This window comes from Amycolatopsis sp. CA-128772 (genome assembly GCF_002904295.1).
Taxonomy (GTDB): domain Bacteria; phylum Actinomycetota; class Actinomycetes; order Mycobacteriales; family Pseudonocardiaceae; genus Amycolatopsis.
Map to the genome: position 1 here is coordinate 19543 of NZ_PPHG01000073.1, position 24143 is coordinate 43685.

The following is a 24143-nucleotide window of genomic DNA, read 5'->3' on the forward strand; positions in this document are numbered from 1 at the left end:
TACCGGACCGCCGGGAACGCTCACCCGGGTTAGCATCGGCCGCGTGACCTACGCTGCGGCTTCCGGCCGATACGACTCGATCCCCTACCGGCGCTGCGGACGCTCCGGGCTGAAGCTGCCGGCGATCTCGCTCGGGCTGTGGCACAACTTCGGCCACGACCGCCCGCTGCAGACCCAGCGCGACATCACCCGCCGCGCGTTCGACCTCGGCATCACGCACTTCGACCTGGCGAACAACTACGGCCCGCCCTACGGCTCGGCGGAGGAGAACTTCGGCCGGCTGCTGGCCACCGACTTCCGGCCGTACCGCGACGAGCTGGTGATCTCGACCAAGGCCGGCTACGACATGTGGCCCGGGCCGTACGGCGAGTGGGGCTCGCGCAAGTACCTGCTGTCCTCACTGGACCAGTCCCTCGGCCGGCTCGGCCTGGACTACGTCGACATCTTCTACTCCCACCGCTTCGACCCCGAGACGCCGCTGGAGGAGACCGTCGGGGCCCTCGACGCCGCCGTCCGCGCCGGGAAGGCGCTGTACGTCGGGATCTCGTCGTACAACTCGGAACGGACCGCCGAAGCGGCGCGCCTCCTGCGCGAGCTGGGCACGCCGCTGCTGATCCACCAGCCGTCGTACTCGATGCTCAACCGCTGGATCGAGGAGGACGGCCTCCTCGACACGCTCGAACAGGCCGGCGCCGGCTGCATCGCGTTCTCGCCGCTGGCGCAGGGCCTGCTGACCGACCGGTACCTGAAGGGCGTGCCCTCGGACTCCCGGGCGGCGCAGGGCAAGTCCCTCGACCCGGGCACCCTCGACGAGAACCGGCTGGGCCGCGTGCGCGCGCTCAACGACATCGCGGCCCGCCGCGGCCAGTCGCTGGCGCAGCTCGCGCTGGCGTGGGCGCTGCGGGACCACCGGGTGACGTCGGTGCTGATCGGCGCCAGCAGCGTCGGGCAGCTCGAGGACAACGTCGGCGCGCTCGGCAACCTCGAGTTCTCGTCGGAGGAGCTGACCGAGATCGACGGCCACGCGACCGACGCCGACATCAACCTCTGGAAGCGTTCTTCGGACGGCTGAGACCCGGCCGCGGGGGCGCCCCCCGTTTTCCACGCTACCGGAGGACACCGACAGTTTCGGCCGCAGCGGCCGGGGCACCCGCCCCGGCCGCTTTCTCGGACCGCAGTTTGACCAAATTTCATTTTTGGTCATACGATGGCACCATGCCTCCTGCCGAAGACCGCGCCGAGCGGGCCGAGCGCATCCTCGACGCGGCCGCCGGGCTGCTCCTGCGAGCCGGATACCGGCGCACGACCATCGAGGACGTCGCCGAGCGGGCCGACGTCGGGAAAGGCACCGTCTACCTGCACTGGAAGAACCGCGAGGAGCTGTTCCTCGCCGTCCTGCTCCGCGAATCCGTGCGCGCGCTCGAGGACCTCGTGGCGGCGATCGCGGCCGATCCGCTCGCCGTGCGGCTTTCGCGGCTGACCGAGCTCCAGTACGCCAACGTGCTGGGCCGCCCGCTGCTGCGGGCCGGGTACGCCGACGACGCCGAGACGCTCGGCAAACTGCTGCCGAAGCTGCACGGCAAGCTCGACCCGCGCCACGCGGAAGCCTTCGTCGAATACCTGGAGCTGCTGGCGGCGAACGACCTGCTCCGCACCGACCGCCCGGTCCGCGACCTCACCGTCGCCTTCCAGGCCGTGCTGCACGGATTCCTCGGCCGCACTCCCCCGCCCGAGCCGGCCCTGATCGCCGACACCGTCGCGCACGCCTTCGAGCCGCTCGCCGTGTCGACGCGGCAGCTGCGCGCCGTGGCGCCGCGGGCGCTGGCGCTGTTCACCGAAGCCGTCGCGCTCGACCGCAAACAGCTCGAACGCGCGTACTGACCCCTGGAGGGAACCCCTGCGCACCGGAATCCTGATCGACGAACTCGGCGTCGGCTTCGACGCCATGACGGCTCAAGCGCGCGAAGCGGCGAAGCTGGGTTATGACACGCTGTGGCTGGCGCAGCGCGGCGGCTGGGACGCGCTCACCGCCCTGCCCGCCCTCGGCGCCGCCGCACCCGGCGTCGAGCTCGGCACGTGCGTCGTCCCGACGTACCCGCGGCACCCGATTACCATGGCGGCGCAGGCGCTGACCGTGCAGGCGGCCACCGGCGCGGCCGTCCACCTGGGAATCGAGCTGAGCCACAAGTACGTCATCGAAGGTGAATTCGGCTGTTCCTACGACCGCCCGCTGCGCCACCTCCGCGAGTACCTGGAGGCGTTGAACCCGTTGCTGCGCGGGGAAAAGGCGGACGTCCACGGCGAAACGCTGACGGCCGCGGGCGGCCTGACCACCCCCGGCGCCGCCCGGCCCGCGGTGCTGGTCGGCTCGGTGAGCCCGCAGTCGACGCGCCTGGCGGGCGAGCTGGCCGACGGCGTGATCACCACGTGGGCGGGCCCGCGGGCGATCGGCGAGTTCGTGGTGCCGACGCTGGGCGGCGCCTCCCGGATGGTCTCCGGCCAGCTGATCTGCGTGACGTCCGAAGTGGACGAACGCCGGACGTGGATCGAGCAGGCGTACGGCGGCGCGGCGAACGTCCCGGCCTACCGGGCGATCCTGGACCGCGAAGGCCACGAGCGCGTTTCGGACACTGCACTCATCGGCGACGAGGAAACCGTGCTCCGCCAGGTGAAATCGCTGGAAGACGCGGGCGCGACCGAACTGCTGGTGATGCCGATCGGCCCGGCGGAGGACCAGGCCCGCACCCGCGCCCTGCTGGCCGCCTGACGCCGTCGCCCCGGCAGCACCGGCCGGGCTAGCGCGGCGCCGGCAGGTGGGCCGCCTCCGGGAACAGGTTCAGCGCCCGCAGCGCCGCGCCCAGCTCGGCGATGTCCGCCGGGTTCGCCAGGGACCGGCCCAGCTCCTCCGTGATCCGCTTCAGGCGGTGCCGGATCGTGTTGGGGTGGCAGAACATCCGCTCCGACGTCAGTTTCGCCGAGCCCTGGCAGTCGAACCACGCGCGCAGCGTCAGCAGCAGCACGTTGCGCTCGTCGCCCGGGAGGTCGAGCAGCGGCTGGAGGACGTGGTGGGCCAGCTGCACCGACGCCTCCGGCGCGCTGGCCACCAGGCCCGCCAGCGGCGACTCGGTGAACTGGACCAGGCCGGGCGTTCCCGGCGTCATGCTCGACAACGCCACCCGCGCGAGGTGCAGCGCGCGGGCGGTGTTGCCGAGGCCGGTGAACACCGGGCTGATCCCGACCCGGCCCACCGGGCGCTCCCGGACCAGCTCCACGATGGCCGGCGCCGCGGCGGGATCCCGCAGCGACACCACGCCGACCTGCAGGTCCGGCGTGAGCCGCCAGGCCGACGCGTGGTGCAGCGCGCGCAGCCGGGCTTCGACCTGCGGCAGCGGTTCCTGGCCCAGCCGCGGGGTTTCCGCCGCGACGACGACGAACGTGCCGTCCAGGGACAGGTCGAGCACGCGGGCGATGTCCCACAGCGTGCCCTCGGTCGCGGCGCCGCCGGCGAACAGCGCCTCGACGAGCGCCGAACGCCGGTTCTGGTGCGCCACCATGACTTCCGCGGTCGTGTCGCGGTAGGACGTCGTGAGCGCTTCGGCGAGGTCGTCGATCAGCGCCCAGATCGCCGTCGTCGCGGCGACCAGCGCGGCGAGGTCGTCCCGCTGGGCGGTCAGCTCGACGAACCGGTGCCAGACCTCGGTCAGCCCGATCCGGTAGGCGCGCAGCAGCTCGGGCAGCGGCGCGCCCTGCAGGGCGCGGGCCCGGCCGGTCGCGCGGGCCTGCGACAGGTCCGGGACGTCCGAGCCGCGCAGCGTGCGCATCACGTGCTCGAGGTTGGCGCGCACCGAGTTCCGCAGCTCGGTGTGGGTGACGAACCGGGCGTCGGCGTAGACCGGCATCTCGGCGCGGATCTGCCGCACGGTGCTTTCGATCAGCTCGGGCAGGTTCCGCTCGGCCTCGGCGGCGAGGACGGCGACACGCGGCGCGCGGCCGTCGGACAGAAGCGCCTGGTAGTGCATGGTGCCCTCCGGTCCCCCGACCTCCTCGTCGAGGCCGGAGACCGACATCTAACCCGAACGGCTGCACCACGTTCGGGTGAACTTGCGACAAGAACCGCGGATGCGGAGATTCTTCTGTAGAACCTCCGCATCCGCGTCAGGCCATCTTCGCGGCCGCGCTCTTGATCGCCTCCCGGATCCGGAAGTAGGTGCCGCAGCGGCAGACGTTCTGGATGGCGTCGATGTCGGCGTCGGTCGGGTTCTTCGTCTTCTTCAGCAGCGCCACCGCGGCCATGATCTGGCCGGGCTGGCAGTAGCCGCACTGCGCGACGTCCTGCTCCAGCCAGGCTTCCTGGACCGGGTGCAGCTCGTCGCCGTCGGCGAGCCCCTCGATCGTGGTGACCTCGCGCCCGGCGCACGCCGAAACCGGCGTGACGCAGGGGTTGAACGCCTCGCCGTCGAGGTGGCTGGTGCAGGCCTTGCAGACGTTGATGCCGCAGCCGTACTTCGGCCCGCGGACCTTGAGCTTGTCGCGCAGCGCCCACAGCATCGGCAGGTCGGCGGGCGCGTCGACGGTGACGGTCTTCCCGTTCACCACGAAGGTGTAGGTGGGCACGGTGGTTCTCCTCAGCGCGGGAACGGGTCGAAGTCGACCGGGAAGGTGATCGGGAAGCTGCGGGGCTTGATCCCGGTCGCGCGGGCGTAGGCGTTGGCGATCGCGCCGACCGGTGCCGGCAGGCCGAGCTCGCCCGCGCCGCCGATGTCGTCGCCGGTCGCCGGCATGACGTGCACCTGGACGTCCATCGGCGAGTTCTTCTGCCGCGCGTAGTGGAACTGCGAGTAGCTGCCCTCCAGCGGCAGGCCCTGGTCGATGTGCAGGCCCGCGGTGAGCGTCGTCGAAATCGCGTCGGTCAGGCCGCCGAGCATCTGCGCCTGGATCCCCCGCGGGTTCACCGGCTTGCCGACGTCGACCGCGATCGTCGCCTTGGTGACGCGCGGGTGCTTCGGATCGCGCGCGTCCATCTCGACCAGGCAGGCGGTGTAGGACTTGTACTCGCCGTGCACGGCGATGCCCTGCGCGAACCCGGCGGGCAGCTTCCGGCCCCACTCGCCCAGCTCGGCGACCTTGTCCAGCACCGCGCGCTGGCGCTGCTCCTTGATGAACTCGCGGCGGAAGGCCAGCGGGTCCTTGCCGAGCTTCGCGGCGATCTCGTCGACCATGATCTCCTCGGCGCCGCGGGTGTTCGCCGAGTAGACCGACCGCCAAGCCGAGGTGTGGAACTTCAGGGGCACCTCGTTGAGCAGCTGCGTGGTGACGCCGAAGTTGTACGGCGACTTCACGGTCAGCAGGAACACCGTCTGCGCGAAGGTGAGGTTGCCGCCGACAGGCAGCTTCGCCGCGAAGGCCGTGAGAATCTCGCCGAGCCCGTGGCTCCAGTCGGTTTCGACGCTCGCGACGCGGTGTTCGAACGTCAGCACCTGCCCGAGCGCGAAGGTCGCGCGGATCCGGTGGTAGCTCGCCGCGCGGCCGCGGCCGTGGCGCATGTCGTCGATCCGGCTCCACATCAGCCGGACCGGCTTCTTCATCGCCTTCGAAATCTGCGCGGCTTCGAGGGCCGCGTCGAAGAACAGCCGGCGCCCGAAGGACCCGCCGCCCTGCTGGACGTGCACGGTGACCTTGTTCTCCGGCAGGCCCAGCTCCCGCGCGATGGTCTGCTTGGCGACGATCGGCGACTTGAGCCCGGCCCAGATGGTCGCGCTGTCCTCGCGGACGTCGGCGACCGCGGAGTTCGACTCCATCGGCGCGTGGCTGGCGAAGGCGAAGTCGAACTCGCCGTCGACGTACTGCGTCAGCAGCGGCGGCACCACGAACGGCAGCGCGGCGGCCCGCAGCTTCTTCTTGATCGTCTCGTTGGTTTCGCCGTCGACCGTGCCCGGGCCCCAGGTGACGTCGAGGGCGTTCTTGCCGTCGAGGGCCTGGCCGAAGGTCTCGGCCAGCACCGCGACCCCGGTCGGCACGACGGCGATGTCGATGATCCCGGGCATGGCCCGGACGGCGGCCTCGTTGGCGACCTTTCGCACGGTGCCGTTGATGGTCGGCGGGCGCCGCACCATCACCGGGTTGGCGCCGGGGACGTCGAGGTCGAGCGTGTAAACCTGCTTGCCGGTGACCATCGCGCGGGCGTCCTTGCGCGAGGCCGGCGTCCCGACGAGCGTGTGCGCCGACTCGGCCTTCGGCTGGATCACGCCGACACTCAGGCCGGAGCGGGACGCGGGCCCGGCGAGGTCGCCGTAGGAGGCGCTGCGGCCGTCCGGCGCCCACACGGAACCGTCGCGTGTGGACAGTCGCGACGCGTCGGCTCCCCACCGCGCGGCGGCCGCGGCGACCATCCGGGCGCGGGCGGTCGCGGCGGTGCCGCGAACCGGGTCGTAGAGCGAACGCATCGTGTTGGAGCCGCCGGTGAGCTGGTTGAACAGCAGCTCGGTGCGGGCGTCGGAGAGCACGACGTCGACCTTCTCCAGCGGCAGGTCCAGCTCCTCGGCGACGAGCATGGCGGTCGCCGTCGTGATGCCCTGGCCGACCTCGGCGCGCGGCAGCTGCAGCCGCGCCCGGCCGTCGGCCGTCATCTCGAGCACGAGCATCCCGGCGGTCGGCGCGCACGACAGCGTCAGCACGTCGCCGAGGTCGAGGATCTCCGCCGGCTGCGGCAGGGTCGGGACGACGGCCTCGGCACGGCTCGGCGCGACGGCGTCGGCGGTGAGTTTCGCGGCGACGGTGAGCGTGGGCGCGGCGACCAGGTAGGTCAGGAACCGGCGGCGGCCGACCTGCCCGGGCTCGGCGCCTTCGGTGGCTTCGGTGGCTTCGGTGGCTTCGGTGGCTTCGGTGGCTTCGGTGGCTTCGGTGGTGGGACGGGCCATCGGGGATCCCTTGCTGGGTGGTGGCGGGTGCGCGCCACGCTAAGGACCCGTTGGCCGGCCGTCAACGCGGCGTAGTCGAGTTCGCCCATCTCTGTGACGAGATGACAGCGGAAGCGGCCGGATGTGTGCGCCGCCACAGTGCCGGACGGCGTACCGGGCTGGTTCAGCCGGCCCCGCGGGCCCGCCGGGCCTGGATCAGGTCCTCCCGCGCGCGGGCCACCCGGGAGCGGACGGTGCCGACCGGGCAGCCGCAGACGTCGGCGGCCTCGGCGTAGGACAAGCCGAGGACCTGGGTCAGCACGAGCACCTCGCGCCGTTCGGGGTCCAGCCCGTCGAGCAGCAACCCGAGTTCGACGACGTCCTCGAAGCCGGCCGCGGGGCCGCGGGTGCGTTCGGCGGCGGCTTCCCAATCGGTGTCGGCGATCTTGGGCCGCGCCCCGGCGGCCCGGATCTGGTCGACGACCACCCGGCGCGCGATGGCGAGCAGCCACGTCCGCGACGACGAGCGTCCCGCGAAGCGGCGAAGGCTGCCGAAGGCGCGAAGGTACGTCTCCTGCGTCAGGTCGTCGGCGGCTGAGGCGTCGGTGAGGTGCGCGAGGAAGCGCCAGACGTCGGCCTGGGTGGCGCGGACCCACTCCTCCAGGGCGCGCCGATCGCCGCGGCCGGCGGACAGGGCGAGGGCCGTGACGCGGTCGTCATCCTCACGGTGGGTCATGATCCGACAACATACAGCGGCGCGAAGCGCCTCGATCGAGGGCGGTGGCGGGCAGTGACCGGGAACTTCGCGGATCCGCCGTCCGACTACTGGACCATGAGGTGCGAGGAATGCCGTGAAGCGCTGTCGGCCCGGTTGGACGGCGAGGCCGAGCCGGCATCGCCCGACGAGCACCTGGCGTCCTGCGCGGAGTGCCGGGAGTGGTTCGCGGGCGCGGAACGGCTGCGGCGCGCGATGCTGCTGCGCCCGGCGCCCCCGGTCCCGGACCTCACCGCGGCGATCCTCGAGCGCACGCCGGCACCGTCCGGTGAGGGCTGGGGCCTGCGGGTCGCCCTGGCCGTGGTGGCGATCGCCCAGCTCGGCCTGGCGTTCGCGGAGCTGCTCGGGACAACCCACGGCGGCGCCCACCTCGGCCACGAAAGCGGCGCGTGGAACCTGGCGGTGGGCGTCGGCCTGCTGACGGCGGCGCTGCGGCCCCGGCTGGCGGGTGGCCAGCTGCCGCTGCTGACCGGGTTCGTCGGCGTGCTCACGGTGTGGTCGGCGGGAGATCTGGCGGCGGGCCTGGTGACGCCGTCCCGCCTGGCGACGCACCTGCTGGTGGTGCTGGGGCTCGCGTTGCTGTACGCGGTCCACCGAGCGCACCGCGACCGAGGCACCCCGCTCCCGGCGGCCACGGCGGACGACGGCGTGCCGACCACGGGGTCCACAGTGGACGGCCCGGCACCGGCACGGCCGCGGGCGCGCGGCTTCCGGCGCCAGGCGCACGGCCGCCACGCAGCCTGAACACGGCAGCCGCCCGACCGGCGCCCGCCGTGCGGCACGCGACTCGCCGCATAGGCCGTTATACACCCCTCACTCGACCTGCTTGACCGCCCACTCCGCCCACTCGCGCTGCATCACCGAGAAGCGCTTGCCCCACTCCAGAACGAGCCGGCCGTACAGCGACTGGTTGTCCTCGCCCCAGTCGATCGTCTTCTCCAGCTCCTCCAGCCGCTCTTCGCGCACCCGCCCCGCCTCCCCCAGCGTCGCCAGGAAACCGCGAGCCTGTTCCGGGGCGACCGACCCGAGGAAGTACACCCGCAGCAGGCTCGCGCTGCGCGGCGGCCCCGCCGGCTCGACCTCGACCAGCCAGTGCCGCAGCTCCGCGAGCCCCGCCTCGGTGATCTCGTACTCCTTGCGCCCGCGCGGGCCCTCGGCGTGGACGCGGATCATGCCCGCGGTCTCCAGTTTGCCCAGCTCGCCGTAGAGCTGGCTCTGCGTCGCGGGCCAGACGCCGGCCATCGCCCGCTCGAACCGTTTCAGCAGGTCGTAGCCGCTTCCGGGCTCGTCGGCCAGCATCCCCAGCACCGCGTGTCGAAGGCTCATGGCCTCTATTCTGACATTCCACTATTGACATGTCCAATCGGCACGTTCTAGCTTCGACATGTCAATGTTGGAATGTTGGGAAGGACCCGTCGTGAACTACCTGAAGAGCCTGCTCCCGTGGATCGCGTTCGCCGTGGTCGCGACGCAGTTCGACTGGCGCTGGTCCGGGCTGACCGGCCTGGTGATCTCCGCCGCGCTGCTGCTGCTCGCCCGCCGCGCCGGCCGCCCGGCGGACACGCTGATCATCGAGTGGAGCGGGTTCGCGTTCTTCGCCCTGCTCACCGCCGTCGCGTTCAGCTTCCCCGCGTCGCCGCTGAAGACCTACACCGGCGCGCTCACCGACGCGTGGCTGGCGCTCACCGCCTGGGGTTCGCTCGCCATCGGCAAGCCGTTCACCCTCGGCATCGCCCGCACGTCGACCCCGCAGCAGTTCTGGGACAACCCGGTCTTCAAGCGGGTCAACGTGCTCATCACGCTGGTGTGGGCGGCGAGCTTCACCGTCGGCGGGATCGCGGGCATCGCGCTGCTGAACTTCGCGCCGCACGCCACCTTCGCGTTGATCGCGCTGAAGGTGCTCTGCTTCGCCGTCCCGGTCGCGTTCACCATCCGCTACCCGCGCATCGTCCGGGCCCGGGCCGCCGCGTGACCACCACCGATTTCCACCTCGCCGGCGCCTACGCGCCCGTCCACGACGAGCTGACCGCGTCCGACCTCCCGGTGACCGGCGCCCTGCCGCCCGAGCTGACCGGCTGGTACCTGCGCAACGGCCCGAACCCGCGCGCGGACAACCGGCACTGGTTCACCGGCGACGGCATGGTCCACGGCGTCCGCCTCGAACGCGGCCGCGCCGCCTGGTACCGCAACCGGTGGGTGCGGACCGCAAGCTTCACCGACCCGGATCTGAAGCTGTACAACGAAGACGGCACGCGGAACCTGCACAGCAGCGTCGCGACCACGCACGTCGTGAACCACGCCGGCCGGACGCTCGCACTGGTCGAGTCGTCGCTGCCGTACGAGATCACGACGGACCTGGAAACCGTGGGCGTGTACGACTTCGGCGGCGAGCTGGCCGACGCGATGACCGCGCACCCGAAGATCTGCCCGGCGACCGGGGAGCTGCACTTTTTCGGCTACGGCAGCATCACCGCGCCGCACGTGGGCTACTACCGCGCCGACGCGGCCGGGAAGCTGGTCGTCAAGCAGCCCATCGACGTGCCCGGGCTGACGATGATGCACGACTTCGCGCTCACTCGTGAGCACGTGGTGTTCTACGACCTGCCGGTCGTGTTCGACCGCGGGTCGGCCGGCCGGGGCGTGCCCTACCGCTGGGACGCCGGCTACGGCGCGCGGCTCGGCGTGCTGCGCCGCGACCGGCCCGAGGCCGGCGTCCGCTGGCTGGCGATCGAGCCCTGCTACGTCTTCCACACGCTCAACGCGTTCGACGCCCCGGACGGCCGGATCGTCGTGCACGTCATGCGCTACGACCACCAGTGGCGGGCGGGCCACGAAGACCCGCCGGCGTCGCTGTGGCGCTGGACGATCGACCTCGCCACCGGCACCGTGACCGAGGACCGGCTCGACGACCGGCCGGGCGAGTTCCCCCGCATCGACGACCGGCTCACCGGCTCTGACGCGCGCTTCGGGCACGTCACCGGCCACGGCGTCCTGCGCCGCCACGACCTGCACGCGGGCACGGCGACCGAGCACGTCTTCGCGCCCGGACGGGTCCCCGGCGAGGCCGTGTTCGTCCCGGCCGGGCACGGCGAAGGCTGGCTGCTCACCTATGTCCACGACGCGGCCGAGGACCGCAGCGACCTGGTCGTGCTCGACGCCGGGAACCTCGCCGCGGCGCCGGTGGCGGCCGTCCACCTCCCGGGGCGGGTGCCCGCGGGCTTCCACGGGAACTGGCTGCCGGACGCGTGAGGGCTCAGGCGAACTTCGTCTTCGGGCGCTCCTGCCGGACACCGTCGACGTAGACGTCGACCTTCTCGTCGAGGAACGCCACCAGGCCGGCGGCGCGGGTGCTCTCGGGCAGCGGCGTCGGGTAGCTCCAGGCGAGGTCCTCGTGCCCGGCGACGTCGAAGTGCTCGGCGGCGCCCTTGTACGGGCAGTGCGTCACGACGCCGGTCTTGCGCAGCAGGTCCATCCGGACGTCGACGCGCGGCATGTAGTAGCGGGTCGGCAGGCCGGTCTCGAACAGCAGGTGCGGCCGCACCGAGTCGGCGACCGTGACGCCACCGACCTCGATCCGGACGTGCCGGGAGCTCGGCAGGACGTCGACCCGGACGCCGGGGTCGCGCGGGTGCGTGAAGATCTGTTCGTCCTCTTCGAACCAGTCGAACGCGCCGAATTCGAACCGGACGTGGTCCCGGAGCTGTTCGACGGGCGAATCCGGGTACTCCAGCGCGCCGTCCACCGCCTCGGCCGCGGCACCCTTTATCGTCGACAGAACAGCTTCTCCGCGGCTCGGCGAGTGCGCCGTCCGGCCGGAGGGGGTGAGAACGCCGCTCACGACGTCCGCGCGCGGGATGTAGTACGTGGGGTAGTAAGGAACTTCCCACACCAGGAGGGGGTGCACCGTGTCCGCGACGACCTGCCCGCCGAGGAACACCCGTACCCGCTTCGCGCCTTGTGCCACGCGGACCCGGCCGCGTCCCGGAGTGCTCATGCTCCGGTCAACGGGCCCCGAAGTGCGGGTATTCCGGCGGATTCCGGGCCGGGACGGCTAGCGTGACAGGCAGCAGACGGACGACAGGAGGCGGGCACGGGTGGCCGGCGTAGAAGTTCCCACGGTCGGTACCCCCGCCGGGATGCGCAAGATCAACCAGCGGGCGGTGCTCGACCTGCTGCGCCGCGGCGGGCCGGCGACCCGGCCGCAGGTCGCGAAGGACACCGGGCTGTCGAAGCCGACGGTCAGCCAGGCGCTGCTGGCGCTGGAGGCGGCCGGGCTGGCGCGCCCGACCGGGCAGACGTCCACCGGTACCGGCCGGTCGGCGGTGCTGTACGAGGCCGACCCGACCGCGGGGTACGTGCTGGGCGTCGACATCGGCCGCGAGCACATCCGGGTCGCGGTGTCGGATCTCGGCCGCGAGCTGGTGGCGCGCCGCGACGAGCGCAACACGGCCCGCTCGGGCGCGGCGCTGGTGACGGCGGTCGGCAAGATCGCGGCCTCGGCGGTCGAGGAGGCCGGCCTTTCGGCGGCCGACATCGTTGTCCGCGTGGTCGGCTCCCCCGGCGTCGCCGACCCGGAGAAGCGCTGCTTCCGGCACGCGCCGAACCTGCCGGGCTGGGGCCGGGCGGGCCTGATCGACGACCTCGAGGCGGCGCTGGGCCCGGACCTGATGGTGGAGAACGACGCGAACCTCACCGCGGTCGGCGAGTGGGAGAGCGGCGCGGCCCGCGGCGCCTCGGTGTTCGGCTGCATCACCATCGGCACCGGTGTCGGCATGGGCATGATGGTCGACGGCCGCGTGTTCCGCGGCGCAACGGGCGCGGCGGGCGAAATCGGCTACCTCCCGTACGGCCGCACCCGCGCGGCGGACGAGCCGGCCACCCCACCGGCCCGCGGCCACCTGGAGGAGGCCACGGCGGCCCAGTCGGTGGTCCAGGGCGCCCGCGATCTGGGTCTGGGCACGGCGAAATCGGCCCGCGAGGTGTTCCGCCTGGCCCGCGAAGGCGACGAGCTGGCCCGCCGGGCGGTGGAGACGGAGGCGGACCGCCTGGCGTACACGGTGGCCTCGGTGGCGGCGGTGATCGACCCGGAGCTGATCGTCCTGGGCGGCGGCATGGGCACGGCGGCGGACCTCCTGCTGGAGCCGATCGACCGCGCGTTGCGGGCGTTCACACCGTTGGTCCCGAAGGTGGTCCAGGGCGAGCTGGGCGAAGACGCGGTTTTGACGGGCGCGATCAGCGTGGGCTTGAGGGCGGCGGAAGGCCTGGTGTTCGAGCGGCGGGTGGGGGCGGTTTAGTTCCCTAGGAGGGGCCGTTCGCTCTGCGCTCGAGGGCGTTGAGCCGGCTCATGAGGTTTTCGAGGTCGTCGCCGGGGAAGGTGCGCGCGAGGAATTCGAGCCCGGATCGCAGCTCGGAGAACACTGCGCTCAGGTGGAGCTCGGCGGGGTCCAGTTCGGCGAAGAGGTACTGCCAGCTGTGAAGGCCACGGACTCGGAGCAGGAGGTCCAGGTACTCGCCGTAGCCGAGGTCGAGCCGCATGATCCCGTGCGTCAGCGTGAAGTACCAGATCTCCGCCGTGGTGGCGTTGCCGGTCAGCCTCAGCGCGGCACATGAACCGGTTCCACCTGTGGGCTGCGTGTCGAAGGGCCGCAACTCCTCCAGCAGCCGCTTGTCCGGTATGCAGGCCGACAGTTCGGCGAGACGGGCGGACGGTCCGGCCAACAGCGCGTCGGCGACGTGCACGAGGGAGAACTCGCCGGCAATCGCCTCGTCCGGCTCCTTCGCTCGCCATGCCAGTTCCACGTCGGAGCGGCGGTGGAAGTTGTGGGCGAGGTCAGCAGGCAATGGGTTGCGTTCGACTCTTCCGATCAGTTCGAATGCGTGCGCTGCGTCGCCGAGGTATTCGGACAGGGTGCCTTGCTCGAATCGATGGACCCGGATGGCGTCACATGACTGGACCTCTGCCACGGTCTCGCGGAGGCGGCGTTCGTAGTCTGTCTCCACGTGCGCATCCTCTCAGTCGAACCTGATCCGGCCGGCCTGATGAAGGCTCTGCAACTGGGTTGCCAGCTGGGGGAACGAACTCACGGCATGGGCAATGCCGATGAACGGTGTGCTGGCCACGAATTTCTTGATCGCCTTCGCTTCGGCGTTGCTGACGCCGAGAAGGCGCGCTATCAGCTTGGCGCCCACCTTGTTGATGCGAAGGATGTCAAGGGCCGGCGGCAGCGGTCGGTCCTGCCGGTCGGAGAACGTGTTCGTGGCCGAGCGCTCGACCCAGTTGCCCCCTGTGCTGTCATAGCCACCCCAGGTCACCCGGATCGCACTCGGGAAGCCGACGATTGCCATCCGATAGTAATCGATTTCGACAGAGTACCAGATCATGCGTTCGAAACCGGGGTCGCCCTTCTTCTTCGTGAGAGACTTGCGTGCCGGATTCTCGGTGGCCTTGAGGAACAGCGGATTGTTGGTGAAACCCCGGGCCGGGATCAGGTTGGAATCTCTGGCATCTCCACCGAGGAAGGCCGGCAGCAGATGCATTTTCACCCAGCTGGTCCGGTACGTCTTGTTGAACCCGGACGACTGGACATAGCTCCAACCTCGCAGAGTGCTGCCTTTGTTCGTCCCCGCAGCGCTGCCCTGCTTGATCTTCTTGTTGATGTAACGAGCCTTGAACGGCATCGCGAGAACATCGTCGACGAAAGGCGGCAACAACGGCGGAGGCAGCGGCGGATCGGTCAAAGTCTTCCGTACCGCCAGGGTCGCGGCCAGTTCGTCGAGTCTCCTCAAGACGAACTTGTAGGTCATCTGGCGCGCAGCCGGGGTCCCCTGCAACGATGCTTTCCGGGCGTCGATCTGGACAACGAGGTCCTGGGCGCGGGTCCAGGCGCGGAGCTGCGCGTCCCGGGTCCGTTCTTCCGTCACGCCGGCGATCTCGCGTTTCCAGTCCTGCAGGTACTTCCCGATCGGCTCCGTCGTGCTGTGGATCATCAGCGGCGCGCCGAGCTCGTCATGCACGAAGAAGATCTCGTGGCTCTCCGCCCTCGCGTCGGCGAACTTCTTGCGCGGGGCCTTGAGGTGATCGTCTCGTGAGCGCTTCTTGTCCTTGTCCCGGCGGGTCTTCGGCCTGGCCGGCTTCTTCGGCGTGCGCGGTCGTTTCGGCTTTCCGGGCCGGCCACGGTCCGTCGGGCGCTTCGGCTTCCTCGGTTTCGGCTTCAGCTTCGCCCACAGCTTCTTGATCAAACCGGTGATCTTGTCGATCACCCAGTCGATGGCCCGGTTCACCGGGCGGGAGAGCTTCTGGAAGATCTCCCGCACCTTCCCCGCTATCCCGCCGATCCCGAGGATGGCGGCGAGCGCGCCGATCAGGACCGGGATCGCGCGGGCCAGCGCGCGTTCCACCAACGCCGGGACGCCGCCCGTGCCGCCTCGGGCGATGGCGAGTACCGCGTCCAAAACCGCGTTGACGAATTCGATGATCCGGCGGGCGTTGGTCACGATGAACCGGATGATGTCGATGATCATCTTGCACGCGCGGATGAACGCCGACGCCGGGTTGAACAGGGACACGATCCACGTGATGCCGGCGATGATGATCGTGGGGAGCAGGTACGAGACCAGGTTATCGATCAGGTCCTTCTTCAGGTCGCCGACGCGGGTTTTGAGTTCGTCCCACAGGCCGGCCACGCCCCGGCGTTTGACCTGCGCCACCAGCGGGACCGCGGTTTCGGCGGCGACCAGGGCCTGGGTCGGGACCTTGCGAGCCAGGCGGCTGCGGATGTTCGCCCACGACAGGCCCAGCAGGGTGGCGATCAGCGTCAGGATGCCGAGGACGTCGAAGCTGGCCGGCAGCTGGATGCCCGCCGTCGCGGCCGTGCCCAGCAGCCAGGCCAGGACGCCCGCCTCCAGGTGACGGCCCGCGTTCTTCATGAACAACTTGAGGCCGCCGCCGACGCCGGTGACCAGGTTGCCCAGGAACCCGATCGGGTCCAGCAGGATCATCGGGATCGCCGAGGCGGCCTTGGCGAGCGCGCCGAGGAGCATGCGGCCCAGTTCGAGGATCGCCTTGATCGCGCCGCCGATCGCGTCGGCCGCCTTGGCGACCAGGCCCTTGTTCTTCTCCTTTTCCGCGGCTATCTCGTCGTCCACGGCCTTGACCGCGTCGGTGTACTTCGTGGCGAGGGTGTCGACGAGTTCCGAGCCCTTGTCGTCGACCGTTTCGGTCAGCTCGTCGAACTTGCCCGCGAAGTCCGCGGCGGCCTGGCGGCCGATCGCTTTCAGGTCGGCCGGGAGTCTCTCCACCGCCGCCCGCAGGTCCTTGCGGCCCGTCGCGATGCGGTCCTTCGCGCGCTTGAGCTCGCGTTCGACGGTGCCGGCGATGCCGGTGATGATCCGGTCCATCGCCGTCAGGTAGCGGTCGCGGGCCTGCTCGTAGATCCGGTTCGCTTCCTCGGGCAGGCCGGCGAACTGGTCCCTGGTCCACCTCCACCAGCCGTCCCACCCGCTGTAGCGCTCGTCCTTGTAGCGGGCCATGCCTTCTTCGTGCTCGCGGGTGAAGGTGTCCCGGGCGGTCTTTTCCTGCGTGGTGAACTCGTCGTCGACCTTCTTGTCCAGCTCGGTCAGGATCTTCTCGACATCGCCCTTGGTCTCGTCGAACAGCTTCTGCAGGAGGTCGGTGGCCTCTTTGCGCCGGTCTTCGTCGGTCTTCTTCGCGCCCTGTTTGCCGGTGCCGACCTGCTTGCCGGTGGCGACGCGGGTGGCGTGGATGCCGGTCATCGCCGCCGCGCCCCGGGTCGCCGCGCCCGCTTTGACCTCGTCGAGTTCGCCTTTCTCCTCAGCGCGCAGCTTCTTGGGCGCGGCCGCCGAGTGGGCGTCCATCGCCTTCTTGTCCTTGACGGCCTTGCCGAAGGACGGTTCGTGCGAGTGCTCCAGCGACAGCTGTTGCTCGGTGACGTGGGCATCGGCCAGCTGCCGGCCGACTCGGTCGGGACCGGCGGACATGTCCGTCACCGACGGCGGCAGCGGGTCGGGCGTGGCCTGGGCCGGGTTCGGCGCCCCGGGTTTGCCCGGCACCGGGTCGGCCGCCATCGGCACGACCTGCTTGGCGTCCGGCGCCGGCGCCGGCGGCGCGGCCGTGGTGTCGGCGATTTCCTGCGCCGAGGCGTCCTTGCCCTCGCCGACCTTGCCCTGGACCTCCGTCTTGATTTCCTCGGCCTTGCCCGACTCGCCGAACTTGTCCGCCTCGTCCAGGTTCTTCGGCGCCTTGTCCTTCACCGCCTGCTTGACCGCTTCGATGAACGCCTGCTTGTCGAACTGCTTGGGCTGCGCGGCGTCCATGTCGTCGGCGTGCGCCGCCTTGCCCCGCGCCTCCTGGTCGCCCGCCGGCGCCACCGCGGCCGCCTGCGCCGAACCCGCCTCCGCCGTCGCCGGCGGATGGCTCCCCGCGACTCGCTTCTTCTTCGCGGTCACGTCCTTCTTCAGCGCCTGGAACTTCGGGTCGCCGTGCGGCGAACGACGCCCGCCCTCTTCCTTCTTCGCCTCGCCCTTGTCCGGACGCTCCTTCGGCTCCTCCGCGCCGCCCTCGGGCTTGGTCGCCGGCGGCGGCGCCGCAACCGAGGGCTTCGGAGGCGGCGCGGTGGCCGCACCCGCGACCGCCTGGTTCCCGACAAGGCTCTGGCCGGCCAGCATCATCGGCCCGGTCAACGCGGCCGGGCCCGGTTGCCGCCCACCCATCGCCGCCGCCACGGCCGCGTTGCCCAGCGGCGATCGTGCCTGGGCCACCGCCGCCGGCCCCGGCTGCACCGCGCTGCGCGGGTCCGGCCGCCGCGGCCGGACCGCCGGTGCGCGGACCGGCACCGACGGCTTCGGGGCACGGACCTTGACGGGTGGCGGCATCGCTCTCCCGGGAGCAAGTCGGACGTCGACGCAGGATGGCAGACGACCGTCACCCGGGCGTCGCCGAAGCGTTCCCGCCCGGCTACGGGATCAAGCGGCGCGCCAGGACTCGCCGCCGGCCGACAGGCGCCAAGGCGTCAGGCGCAGCACCGTGATCTTCGGGTCGCGGTGGTCCTCGCCGCCGAGGATCTTCGGGTCGTAGCCCAGGGGTTCCGGCGTCGACGCGAACAGCTCCCACAGGTCCTTGCGCGTCCGCTCGTCGTCCGCGAACTCCGCGCGGCACTCCGCCACCGCCACTTCGTGCTGCGGATCCCAGTACGAGCACGACACGTACGGCGACGCCGCCAGGTGCGCGAGCTTCAGCGGCGTCGGGCGGGTGAACAGCCGGCCGACCAGGCCGCCGGCCGTGCGCTGCCAGATCGGGTGGACGATCCGCGAGCGCGGGCGGCCCCGGCGGTCGACGGTCACCAACGTGCACCAGACGATCCGGTGCGCCACGCGGACGAACCCCTCGGCCAGCTCGGCGGGGACTCCGGTAGATTCCACAACCATGGTTGTGCATCCTAGCACCCTCGACCTGTCCCTCACGGCCCTCTTCGCGGGCTGGGCGATGACCGACGAGGTCCAGCGGCGGCTCGCCGGTCAGGGTTTCGGCGACCTGCGGTTCAACGACGGCGTCGTGATCCAGCACGTCCTGGCCGCACCGCTGTCCATCACGGCGCTGGCCGAGCGGATGGGCGTCACCCAGCAGGCGGCGTCGAAGGCCGTCGCGGACCTGGAGCGCCGGGGCCTGCTGCGGCGCGACGCGGACCCGGCCGACGCCCGCACGAAACTGCTGCACCTGACGGACCACGCGCTGGCCGCCGTCGAGGCGACGCGCGTGCTGCGGCAGCAACTTCAGGAGGAGATCGAGACGGAGTACGGCGTGGAACAGGTCGAAGACGCGCGAAGACTGCTGGCCGCGGTCATCGGCCGCTACGGTGGCGACGACGCGATCCGCGCGCGGCGGGTCCGGCCGCCGCGCTGATCACCTCCGGCGCTGCCTGGAAAACCTGTTCGTGCACAAGGACTTCGACGCCGTGAAGGCCGCGCTGCACCCCGCTCAGCGCGTGATGACGCAGGTCCCCGACGCCGTGGCCAGCAGCTTGCCCTCGGCGTCGCGAATCTCCCCCTCGGCGAACGCGATCCGCGAGCCCTCCTTCACCACCCGGCCCGTCGCGCGGATCTCGCCGCGGCCCGCGTGGATCGCCCGCAGGTAGCTCACCTTCAGCTCCACCGACGCGTAGCCCACCCCCGCCGGCAGCGTCGTGTGGACCGCGCAGCCGATCACCGAGTCCAGCATCGTCGCCGCCACGCCGCCGTGGACCATGCCGATCGGGTTGTACAGGGACTCGTCCGGCTCGGCGACCGCGACGACTTCGCCCGGTTCGACGCTTTCCCAGCGCATCCCGAAGTGGGCGGCGATCGGCGCCGGCGGGACGCGGCCCCCGGCGATCGCCCTCATGTACTCCAGGCCGGACATCGTCGTGCCGAGACGAGCCGTTTCCAGCGGGTCCTGCCAGGTGATGGTCTTCGATCGGACCTGTGCTTCGACGTCGGTCATCCGGGCTCCTCGATTATGACAACTGTCTTAATCGTCGCCCGCGGCCCGGCGAGCGTCAAGCAGGGCGTGACCCAGACCACCGGTGGTCCGCCCGCGCCGCGGGTGGAATCATCGCCGGGTGAGCACCGACCGCAAGCTGATCGACCCGGAACGCGTCGCGGCGGCGGTCGACGGGCTCGGCGACCGCGCCGTCATCGACGAGTGGGCCCGGCGCTTTTCCGTGGTCGCCGACCCCTCGCGGCTCGCGCTGCTGGTCTCCATCCACTACGCCCGCGAGATCAGCGTCACCGACCTCGCCGCGGCCACCGGCATGACCGACACCGCGGTGTCACAGGCCCTGCGGCTGCTGCGGGCGCACGGCCTGGTCACCCCGCAACGCACCGGCCGCGTGGTGCGCTACCGGCTGGCGGACGCGACCGTGCACGAGCTCATCCACCACGTCCGGCCACATCCCGCGAACGACCGCGAACACCGGTAGCGTGCGGGCATGACGGGATTGCCCGAGACCATCACCGCCTGCCTGTTCGACCTCGACGGAGTATTGACCGGCACGGCGATCCTCCACCGCGAGGCCTGGAAGCGGACGTTCGACGAATTCCTCCGCGCCCGTGACGGCGCCGGGTTCGCGGAGTTCACCGACCACGACTACGCGGCCTTTGTGGACGGCCGCCCGCGCGCCGACGGCGTGCGGGAGTTCCTGCGGTCACGGGGGATCGCGCTGCCCGAGGGCGAGCCGGACGACCCGGTGGACGCCCCGACCGTCAACGGCGTGGGCAACCGCAAGAACGAACTGGTCCTCAAGATCATCGACGAACGCGGCGTGAACCCGTATCCGGGTTCGGTGCGCTACCTCGAAGCGGCGAAGGCCGCCGGGCTGCGGATCGCCGTCGTGACGTCGTCGGCGAACGGCGCGAAGGTGCTCGACGGCGCCGACCTGAGCAAGTACGTCGAGGCGCGCATCGACGGCATCGTCATCCGCGAACAGCACCTGCGCGGCAAGCCGGCGCCGGACTCGTTCCTGGCCGGCGCCGCCGCGCTCGGCGTCGAGCCCGCGCACGCGGCCGTCTTCGAGGACGCCCAGTCCGGCGTCCAGGCCGGCAAGGCCGGCGGCTTCGGGTACGTGATCGGCGTGAACCGGGCCGACCAGGCCGCCGAACTGCGGGCCCACGGGGCCGACATCGTCGTCGACGACCTCGCCGACCTCCTGGAGGACCGATGACCGAACCGCACGGCTACGAATGCTCGCCGTGGGAACTGCGGTGGCGCGGCATGGACGTCGACGCCCTGCAGCGCACCGAATCGGCGTTCGCGGTGTCGAACGGCCACATCGGGCTGCGCGGCACCCTCGAGGAGGCCGAGCCGCGCGGGCTGCCCGGCACGTACCTCAACGGGTTCTACGAGCAGCACGAACTCCCCTACGCCGAGGCCGGCTACGGCTACCCCGAAGAGGGCCAGACCGTCGTCAACGTGACCGACGGCAAGATCATCCGGCTGCTCGTCGAGGACGAGCCGCTCGACATGCGCTACGGCGCGGCCACCGCGCACGACCGCGTCCTGGACTTCCGCAGGGGCACGCTCAGCCGGACCACCGAGTGGTCGTCGCCGACCGGACGACGGGTCCGCGTGCGCACCGAACGGCTCGTCTCGTTCACCCAGCGCGCGATCGCCGCCATCCGGTACGAGGTCGAGCCGCTCGACGAGGACCTGCAGCTGGTCGTGCAGTCCGACCTGCTGGCCAACGAGCCGATCGAGTCCGACACCAGCGACCCGCGGGTGGCCGCCGCGCTGGAATCGCCGCTGGTCGGCGAGTTCCACCGCGCGTCGGACTACAACGCCGTGCTGGTGCACCGGACCCGCCGGTCCGGGCTGCGGATGGCCGCGGCGATGGACCACAAGATCGAGGTGGACGACGGGATCCGCGCCCGCATCCACGCCGAGGAGGACCTGGCGCGGCTGACCGTCGCGGTCGACGTGCCGAAGGGCGGCCGGCTGCGGATCACCAAGTTCCTCGCCTACGGCTGGTCGGCGCAGCGCTCGGTGCCCGCGCTGCGGTCCCAGGTCGAGGCGGCCCTGGCCGGCGCCCGCCAGACGACCTGGAAGGGCCTGCTCGCCGAGCAGCGCGAGTTCCTCGACGACTACTGGCGGACGTCGGACATCGAGATCGAGGGCGATCCCGAGCTGCAGCAGGCCGTCCGGTTCGCCCTGTTCCACATCCTGCAGGCCGGGGCCCGCGGCGAGAGCCGCGCGATCGCCGGCAAGGGGCTGACCGGGCCCGGCTACGACGGGCACGCCTTCTGGGACACCGAATCCTTCGTGCTGCCGGTGCTCACCTACACCATCCCGGACGCGGCGCGCGACGCCCTGCGCTGGCGTCACTCCACCATGGACAAAGCGCGGGAACGCGCGCACCAGCTGGGGTTGCGCGGCGCGGCGTTCCCGTGGCGGTCAATCAACGGCGCCGAGTGCTCGGCGTACTGGCCGGCGGGCACGGCGGCGTTCCACGTCAGCGCGGACATCGCCGACGCCGTCCTGCGCTACCTCAACGCCACCGGCGACGAGGAGTTCGAACGCGCCTACGGCACCGAACTGCTGCTGGAAACCGCGCGGCTGTGGGCGTCGCTGGGCCACCACGACCGGCACGGCGCGTTCCGCATCGACGGCGTCACCGGGCCGGACGAGTATTCGGCGGTGGCGGACAACAACGTCTACACGAACTTGATGGCGCGGCGGAACCTGCAGGCGGCCGCGGCGTCGTGCGAGCGGCACCCGGACGTGGCGGCGCGGTTCGGCGTCGACACCGTCGAGCTGGACACCTGGCGCGCGGCCGCGGCGGCGATGTACCTGCCCTACGACGCGGAACTCGGCGTGCACCCGCAGTCGGAGGGGTTCCTCGACCACGACGAGTGGGACTACGAGGAGACCGACCCGGCGCACTACCCGCTGCTGCTGCACTACCCGTACTTCGACCTGTACCGCAAGCAGGTCGTGAAGCAGGCGGACCTGGTGCTGGCGCTGCACCTGTGCGGCGACTCGTTCAGCCCGGAGGAGAAGGCCCGTGACTTCGCCTACTACGAGGCGAGGACCGTGCGCGACTCCTCGCTGTCGGCGGGGACGCAGGCGGTGGTGGCGGCCGAGGTGGGGCACCTGGAGCTGGCCTACGACTACCTCGCCGAAGCGGCCCTGACCGACCTGCACGACGTGCACAACAACGTCCGCAACGGCCTGCACATGGCGTCCCTGGCCGGGGCGTGGCAGGGCGCGGTGGCCGGGTTCGGCGGCCTGCGCGACCACGGCGGGACGCTGGCGTTCGCGCCGCGGCTGCCGCCGCAGCTGGGGCGGATCACCTTCCGCCTGATGTTCCGCGGCACCCGGTTCCAGGTCGAGATCGACCCCGACCAGGCCACCTACCACGTGGTGGCCGGCGATCCGCTCGAGGTACTGCACCACGGCGAGCGCATCACCGTCACGGCCGAGCCGCGGCAGTACGCGATCCCGAAGACCGACGCCGGCACGCCGCCGAAGCAGCCGCCCGGCCGGGCCCCGATGCGGCGGGACTCGGAGGCGGTGCGTCAGTACGCGGAGCCGGCGAACCCGATCACCGAGGAAGGTCGCTGACGACGTCGTCGCGCGCGGGTGGGGCCGGGACTTCCTCGGTCCCACCCGGGTTGACGTCCGGGTCCGGCGCGGTCGGCACGTCGTGCGTCAGCTGACCGGGCGTCGGGAGCTTCGGGAGCTCATCGTCTTCGTCGTCACGGCTGTGGATGCGCTGCTGCTCGCTCATGCTTTCCGGAATACCCGGTTTTCCCGGCCACGGCCAGCGTTCGGTGTTCAGGCCGCGCGCTTGCCCGCCGCGCGCGCCTTGTCCTGGAGCGTGAGCAGCAGGCCGTCGCGGGTCGACCACGGGCAGATCGTCACCTGGCCACCGGCGACGGTCAGGAGGGCCTCCGCGACGATCGCGCCGGCCAGGGCCTGGTGGGCGCGGCTGCGGGAGATGCCGGGCAGCTCGGCCCGCTTCGACGGCGGCAGTGCGGCGAGCCGTGGGATCCACGCGCGGAGGTCGTCGAGCCGCAGCTCCTTGCACTTGCCCGGCCGGGCACCGGCGAGCCGCGCGAGCTGCTGCAGCACCTTCGAGCAGCCGACGACCCGCGGATCGTCGACGTCGGCCGCCCCGAGCGTGGTGGTCACGACGTCGAGGGCGTGCGCGCGCAGCGCCTTGACCTGCTTGTTCGACACGCGCTCGGACGGCAGCCAGTCCCGCGTCATCGACCGGGCCCCCAGCGGCAGCGAGCGCGCGAAGGTGGCCTTCTCGCCGCGGCCGGCGGCCAGTTCGACGGTCCCGCCGCCGATGTCGAGCACGAGCATCGGCCCCGGCTCCTCGGCGTACCACCGGCGGGCGGCGAGGTAGGTCAGCTCGGCCTCGCAGGGCCCGGAGAGGAACCGCAGCTCGACCCCGGTTTCGCCGGCGACGTGCCGGACGACGTCCGCCGCGTTGGCCGCGTCGCGGATCGAGGAGGTGGCCAGCGGGTAGACGTCGCTGACACCGTGGTGGTAGGCGGTGCTCATGCCCGCGGCGACGGCGGCCGTGACGGCTTCGATGCCGCGGTCGGAGAGCCGGCCACGGACGTCGAGCTCGCGGTCGAGGCGCAGCCGGGTCTGGTGGTTCACCAGCGGTTCCCGCGGTGAGCCGTCGACCGGCACCACCACGAGCCGGGCGCTGAACGAGCCGACGTCCAGCACACCCACCGCGGGCTCTTCGATTTTCCGCACAGCTTCGGTGCACCTCCACTTCCGCCTCGTGAATATCCCCAGTACGACGCGTCGAAACCAGCAATGATGTCGGATCTCACGGCCCGCCGCCGCGCATTTCCGGTAATGAGGCCCTCCGGACGTGCTGTTCTGACGCGAAGGTCACAGTGAGATAACCCGATTGAGTGAATCATTGTGCGTCCGGACACGATTCGGTAACACCCGCGTCCGG

The 24143-nt window shown here is 71.4% G+C and carries 23 protein-coding genes; 11 read left to right on the forward strand and 12 right to left on the reverse strand.

What is annotated here, in order from left to right; genetic code table 11:
* The first annotated feature begins 43 nt into the window (after positions 1-43).
* The 3 genes from mgrA (at position 44) to C2L59_RS27430 (ending at position 2767) form a co-directional block, all read left to right on the forward strand.
* On the forward strand, positions 44-1072 hold the full coding sequence (mgrA, locus tag C2L59_RS27420; RefSeq protein WP_103352406.1) for an L-glyceraldehyde 3-phosphate reductase: 1029 nt from the start codon (positions 44-46) through the stop codon (positions 1070-1072).
* Positions 1073-1215: 143 nt separating this feature from the next.
* On the forward strand, positions 1216-1881 hold the full coding sequence (locus tag C2L59_RS27425) for a TetR/AcrR family transcriptional regulator (protein ID WP_103352407.1): 666 nt from the start codon (positions 1216-1218) through the stop codon (positions 1879-1881).
* 16 nt (positions 1882-1897) lie between these two features.
* The gene (locus tag C2L59_RS27430) at positions 1898-2767 is read left to right on the forward strand and encodes a TIGR03564 family F420-dependent LLM class oxidoreductase (RefSeq protein ID WP_103352408.1); all 870 of its coding nucleotides are present in this window, start codon (positions 1898-1900) and stop codon (positions 2765-2767) included.
* A 28-nt stretch (positions 2768-2795) separates the two neighbouring features.
* Here C2L59_RS27430 and C2L59_RS27435 read toward each other — a convergent pair whose 3' ends face one another.
* The 4 genes from C2L59_RS27435 to sigC all read right to left on the reverse strand — a co-directional run bounded on the left by C2L59_RS27435 (position 2796) and on the right by sigC (position 7632).
* Positions 2796-4019, reverse strand: a complete 1224-nt coding sequence (locus C2L59_RS27435) for a CdaR family transcriptional regulator (protein WP_103352526.1) — start codon at positions 4017-4019, stop codon at positions 2796-2798.
* A 136-nt stretch (positions 4020-4155) separates the two neighbouring features.
* Entirely contained in the window at positions 4156-4614 is a 459-nt protein-coding gene (locus tag C2L59_RS27440; protein WP_103352409.1) for a (2Fe-2S)-binding protein, read from the reverse strand.
* A gap of 11 nt (positions 4615-4625) precedes the next feature.
* Entirely contained in the window at positions 4626-6917 is a 2292-nt protein-coding gene (locus C2L59_RS27445; RefSeq protein ID WP_103352410.1) for a xanthine dehydrogenase family protein molybdopterin-binding subunit, read from the reverse strand.
* 163 nt (positions 6918-7080) lie between these two features.
* Entirely contained in the window at positions 7081-7632 is a 552-nt protein-coding gene (gene sigC, locus C2L59_RS27450) for an RNA polymerase sigma factor SigC (RefSeq protein ID WP_103352411.1), read from the reverse strand.
* 54 nt (positions 7633-7686) lie between these two features.
* Here sigC and C2L59_RS27455 point away from each other — a divergent pair, with 54 nt between their 5' ends.
* Positions 7687-8415 carry a zf-HC2 domain-containing protein gene (locus tag C2L59_RS27455; protein WP_233223724.1) on the forward strand — a complete coding sequence of 243 codons (729 nt, stop codon included), beginning with the start codon at positions 7687-7689 and terminating at the stop codon, positions 8413-8415.
* A 69-nt stretch (positions 8416-8484) separates the two neighbouring features.
* On the opposite strand, the gene C2L59_RS27460 is transcribed toward C2L59_RS27455, so the two are convergent.
* The gene (locus tag C2L59_RS27460; protein WP_103352412.1) at positions 8485-8997 is read right to left on the reverse strand and encodes a PadR family transcriptional regulator; all 513 of its coding nucleotides are present in this window, start codon (positions 8995-8997) and stop codon (positions 8485-8487) included.
* A gap of 91 nt (positions 8998-9088) precedes the next feature.
* Between C2L59_RS27460 and C2L59_RS27465 the strand changes: the two genes are divergently transcribed.
* Together C2L59_RS27465 and C2L59_RS27470 are read left to right on the forward strand one after the other, a co-directional pair.
* Positions 9089-9643, forward strand: coding sequence for a hypothetical protein (locus C2L59_RS27465; RefSeq protein ID WP_103352413.1), 555 nt, complete (start codon positions 9089-9091; stop codon positions 9641-9643).
* The gene (locus tag C2L59_RS27470; RefSeq protein WP_103352414.1) at positions 9640-10920 is read left to right on the forward strand and encodes a carotenoid oxygenase family protein; all 1281 of its coding nucleotides are present in this window, start codon (positions 9640-9642) and stop codon (positions 10918-10920) included. Before C2L59_RS27465 ends, C2L59_RS27470 begins: the two co-directional genes overlap by 4 nt.
* A gap of 4 nt (positions 10921-10924) precedes the next feature.
* Here C2L59_RS27470 and C2L59_RS27475 read toward each other — a convergent pair whose 3' ends face one another.
* The gene (locus C2L59_RS27475) at positions 10925-11665 is read right to left on the reverse strand and encodes a DUF427 domain-containing protein (protein ID WP_199199273.1); all 741 of its coding nucleotides are present in this window, start codon (positions 11663-11665) and stop codon (positions 10925-10927) included.
* Positions 11666-11765: 100 nt separating this feature from the next.
* On the opposite strand from C2L59_RS27475, the gene C2L59_RS27480 reads away from it, so the two are divergent.
* Positions 11766-12965 carry an ROK family protein gene (locus C2L59_RS27480; RefSeq protein ID WP_103352416.1) on the forward strand — a complete coding sequence of 400 codons (1200 nt, stop codon included), beginning with the start codon at positions 11766-11768 and terminating at the stop codon, positions 12963-12965.
* 4 nt (positions 12966-12969) lie between these two features.
* Here C2L59_RS27480 and C2L59_RS27485 read toward each other — a convergent pair whose 3' ends face one another.
* From C2L59_RS27485 to C2L59_RS27495, 3 genes are all read right to left on the reverse strand, one after another.
* The gene (locus tag C2L59_RS27485; protein WP_103352417.1) at positions 12970-13671 is read right to left on the reverse strand and encodes a hypothetical protein; all 702 of its coding nucleotides are present in this window, start codon (positions 13669-13671) and stop codon (positions 12970-12972) included.
* A 12-nt stretch (positions 13672-13683) separates the two neighbouring features.
* Positions 13684-17562 carry an HPC2 multi-domain protein gene (locus C2L59_RS27490; protein ID WP_103352418.1) on the reverse strand — a complete coding sequence of 1293 codons (3879 nt, stop codon included), beginning with the start codon at positions 17560-17562 and terminating at the stop codon, positions 13684-13686.
* A 90-nt stretch (positions 17563-17652) separates the two neighbouring features.
* A complete protein-coding gene (locus C2L59_RS27495; RefSeq protein ID WP_103352419.1) occupies positions 17653-18114 on the reverse strand; it encodes a pyridoxamine 5'-phosphate oxidase family protein in 462 nt (153 codons plus the stop codon).
* On the opposite strand from C2L59_RS27495, the gene C2L59_RS27500 reads away from it, so the two are divergent.
* Positions 18113-18589 carry a MarR family winged helix-turn-helix transcriptional regulator gene (locus C2L59_RS27500; protein WP_103352420.1) on the forward strand — a complete coding sequence of 159 codons (477 nt, stop codon included), beginning with the start codon at positions 18113-18115 and terminating at the stop codon, positions 18587-18589. The genes C2L59_RS27495 and C2L59_RS27500 overlap by 2 nt on opposite strands.
* A gap of 75 nt (positions 18590-18664) precedes the next feature.
* On the opposite strand, the gene C2L59_RS27505 is transcribed toward C2L59_RS27500, so the two are convergent.
* The gene (locus tag C2L59_RS27505) at positions 18665-19165 is read right to left on the reverse strand and encodes a PaaI family thioesterase (protein WP_103352421.1); all 501 of its coding nucleotides are present in this window, start codon (positions 19163-19165) and stop codon (positions 18665-18667) included.
* A 118-nt stretch (positions 19166-19283) separates the two neighbouring features.
* On the opposite strand from C2L59_RS27505, the gene C2L59_RS27510 reads away from it, so the two are divergent.
* The 3 genes from C2L59_RS27510 to C2L59_RS27520 are packed head-to-tail and all read left to right on the forward strand — an operon-like array spanning position 19284 to position 22780.
* Positions 19284-19643 carry a helix-turn-helix transcriptional regulator gene (locus tag C2L59_RS27510; RefSeq protein WP_103352422.1) on the forward strand — a complete coding sequence of 120 codons (360 nt, stop codon included), beginning with the start codon at positions 19284-19286 and terminating at the stop codon, positions 19641-19643.
* A 9-nt stretch (positions 19644-19652) separates the two neighbouring features.
* Entirely contained in the window at positions 19653-20384 is a 732-nt protein-coding gene (locus tag C2L59_RS27515) for an HAD family phosphatase (protein ID WP_103352423.1), read from the forward strand.
* Positions 20381-22780 (forward strand): glycoside hydrolase family 65 protein, encoded by a 2400-nt coding sequence (locus C2L59_RS27520; RefSeq protein ID WP_103352424.1) that lies wholly within the window; start codon positions 20381-20383, stop codon positions 22778-22780. The genes C2L59_RS27515 and C2L59_RS27520 overlap by 4 nt, the downstream gene beginning before the upstream one ends.
* Here C2L59_RS27520 and C2L59_RS27525 read toward each other — a convergent pair.
* Positions 22761-22946, reverse strand: a complete 186-nt coding sequence (locus C2L59_RS27525; RefSeq protein ID WP_103352425.1) for a hypothetical protein — start codon at positions 22944-22946, stop codon at positions 22761-22763. The two genes, C2L59_RS27520 and C2L59_RS27525, sit on opposite strands and share 20 nt — an antisense overlap.
* Positions 22947-22993: 47 nt before the next feature.
* Positions 22994-23932: a Ppx/GppA phosphatase family protein gene (locus C2L59_RS27530; protein WP_199199274.1), complete on the reverse strand. Its 939-nt coding sequence runs from the start codon at positions 23930-23932 to the stop codon at positions 22994-22996.
* Between the last annotated feature and the right edge of the window lie 211 nt (positions 23933-24143).